3 protein-coding genes are annotated in these 2,391 nt (G+C 72.1%); 2 read left to right on the top strand and 1 reads right to left on the bottom strand.

What is annotated here, in order from left to right; translation table 11 throughout:
• On the bottom strand, window positions 1-459 hold a 459-nt coding region (locus tag R6V09_RS51000; protein WP_317888228.1), incomplete at its 3' end, for a LacI family DNA-binding transcriptional regulator.
• Window positions 460-579: 120 nt separating this feature from the next.
• Between R6V09_RS51000 and R6V09_RS51005 the strand changes: the two genes are divergently transcribed.
• Window positions 580-1,734 carry a Gfo/Idh/MocA family protein gene (locus tag R6V09_RS51005; protein WP_317888229.1) on the top strand — a complete coding sequence of 385 codons (1,155 nt, stop codon included), beginning with the start codon at window positions 580-582 and terminating at the stop codon, window positions 1,732-1,734.
• 175 nt (window positions 1,735-1,909) lie between these two features.
• Window positions 1,910-2,391 (top strand): ATP-binding protein (locus R6V09_RS51010; RefSeq protein WP_442810296.1); only part of this gene is annotated, 482 nt, incomplete at its 3' end.

The following is a 2,391-nucleotide window of genomic DNA, read 5'->3' on the forward strand; positions in this document are numbered from 1 at the left end:
CGGCAGCACCGGCTCGCGGGCGCCCGCGACCACGGTGGGGATGTGGATGGCGGCGGCGCGCAGCTCGTCCGTGGCGGGCAGGGTGCCGACCGCGATCAGTCCGTCGACCCGCAGTTCGGTGAAGGTGCGGGTGAGGTCCTCGCCGAGCCGCCGGTTGAGCCGGCCGTCGGCGAGGAGCATGTGCAGTCCGCGCTCGTGCAGGCGGGAGCCGAGGCCGTCGAGGAGTTCCACGAACCAGGGGTTGCGCAGGTCGTTGAGCAGGACGCCGACCGAGCGGGTGCGGCGCTCGCTGAGGCTGCGGGCGGCGGCGTTCGGGCGGTAGCCGAGTTCCTCGACGGCGGCCAGCACGGCCTGCCGTTTCCCGGGCCGCACCTGCTCGGAGCCGCGCAGCACCAGGGAGACCAGGGACTTCGACACACCGGCGCGTTCGGCGACATCACGGATGGTCGGTGGTCTCATGGTTGGACCGTTCCATGCGCTCCGGCCGGCTGTCAAAGGCATCTAAAGGTATTGACATAAGGACGTACGCGTTTCAGGGTGGCGGGAACAGCTTATGGACCGGTCCAAAGAAGGGCAGTCATGGTGACCTCGCTCGGTGTAGCCGTCGTGGGCTTCGGATGGATGGGGCGGGTGCACACACAGGCGTACGCCCGGGTCCCGCACCACTTTCCGCAGCTGACCGTGCGGCCGCAGCTCGTGTCGGTCGCCGAGGACGTGCCCGGGCGGGCCGAGCAGGCCGCCGCACAGTTCGGCTTCGCCTCCACCACCCGCGACTGGCGCGAGGTGGTCGACGACCCGCGCGTGCAGGCGGTGAGCATCACCGCGCCGAACTTCCTGCACCGCGAGATCGGCGTCGCGATGGCCGAGGCCGGCAAGCACATCTGGATCGAGAAGCCGGTGGGCCTGTCGACCGCGGACGCCTCCGCGGTGTCCGAAGCGGTCGCCAAGGCGGGCGTGCAGGGCGCGGTCGGCTTCAACTACCGCAACGCGCCCGCCGTGGAGGCCGCCCGCGACCTGATCGCCTCCGGCGAGCTGGGTACGGTCACCCACATCCGCGTCCGCCTGTTCAGCGACTACGCGGCCCACCCGGACGGCGCCCTGACCTGGCGCTACGAACTGGAGCGCGGTGGCCACGGAGTGCTGGGCGACCTGGCCTCGCACGGCGCCGACCTGGCCCGTCACCTCCTCGGCGACATCACCTCCCTCGCCGCCGACACCGCGATCTTCCTGCCGCAGCGGGCCCGCCCCACCGGCGCGACCGCGGGCCACGCGCTGGCCACCGGCGGCGAGTTGGGGCCCGTGGAGAACGAGGACTACGTCAACTGCCTGCTGCGCTTCGCCTCCGGCGCCCGGGGCGTGCTGGAGGCCTGCCGGGTCTCGGTCGGCGAGCAGAACAACTACGGCTTCGAGGTGCACGGCACCAAGGGCGCGGTGTTCTGGGACTTCCGCCGGATGAACGAACTGGCCGTCAGCCGCGGCACCACGTACCAGGACCAGCCCGTCACCACCGTGTATGTCGGCCCGGGCGACGGCGAGTTCGGCGCCTTCCAGCCGGGCGCGGCGAACGCGATGGGCTACGACGACCTCAAGGTCATCGAGGCGTACCGCTTCCTGCGCTCCGTCGCCGAGGGGACGTCCTACGGCGCCACGCTCCCGGACGCGGTGAGCAGCGCGGCGGTACTGGACGCCATGGTGCGCTCCGTCGAGAGCGGCGGCTGGGCGAGCCCGGCGTAGAGCGGCACCTGGGTGAGCCCGTCGTGAGGGGCGCACGCGTCGGCCGACCTGCGCGCCCCCGCACTGAGCCACCGGCGCGATCTCGCGTCCACCCGCCGGACTCGACTACCGTTCACGCTCGGGAGTCACTCGCCTACGCTGTGGTGACCGGTTGGCGGACGGGTATGGGGGCGGCATGGGATACGGCTTCGGACAGCGGCGCGGCGGTCAACTCCCCGTCGAGTTGACCAGCTTCGTCGGACGCATCGGCGAACTCGCGGCGCTGCACGCCGAGTTGGCGCGTTCGCGGCTGGTCACGCTGGTCGGTCCCGGCGGTGTCGGCAAGAGCCGTACGGCGCTGCGGGCGGCCCGCGCGGTCACCGACCGCTTCGCCGACGGGGTGCGGCTGGTGGAGCTTTCGGCCCTGCACGACCCGGAGTTGGTGCCACCGACCCTCGCGGGCGTGCTGGAGCTGCCCGAGCAGTCCGGCATGACGCCGCTCGACGCGATCGTGGAACACCTGCGCGGCCGGCGGATGCTGATCGTCCTCGACACCTGCGAGCACCTGGTCGACGCGTGCGCGATGCTCTGCGACATCCTGCTGCGCGAGGCTCCCGGGCTGAGCGTGCTCGCCACCAGCCGGCAACCGCTCGACGTGCCCGGTGAGCGCTGTCTGCC

Origin of the sequence: Streptomyces sp. W16 (assembly GCF_033194735.1) — a bacterium.
Classification (GTDB): domain Bacteria; phylum Actinomycetota; class Actinomycetes; order Streptomycetales; family Streptomycetaceae; genus Streptomyces.

Bases quoted from the DNA above. Each gene is read 5' to 3' on its own strand.
- R6V09_RS51005 (WP_317888229.1), top strand. From the start codon at position 580: ATGGTGACCTCGCTCGGTGTAGCCGTCGTGGGCTTCGGATGGATGGGG.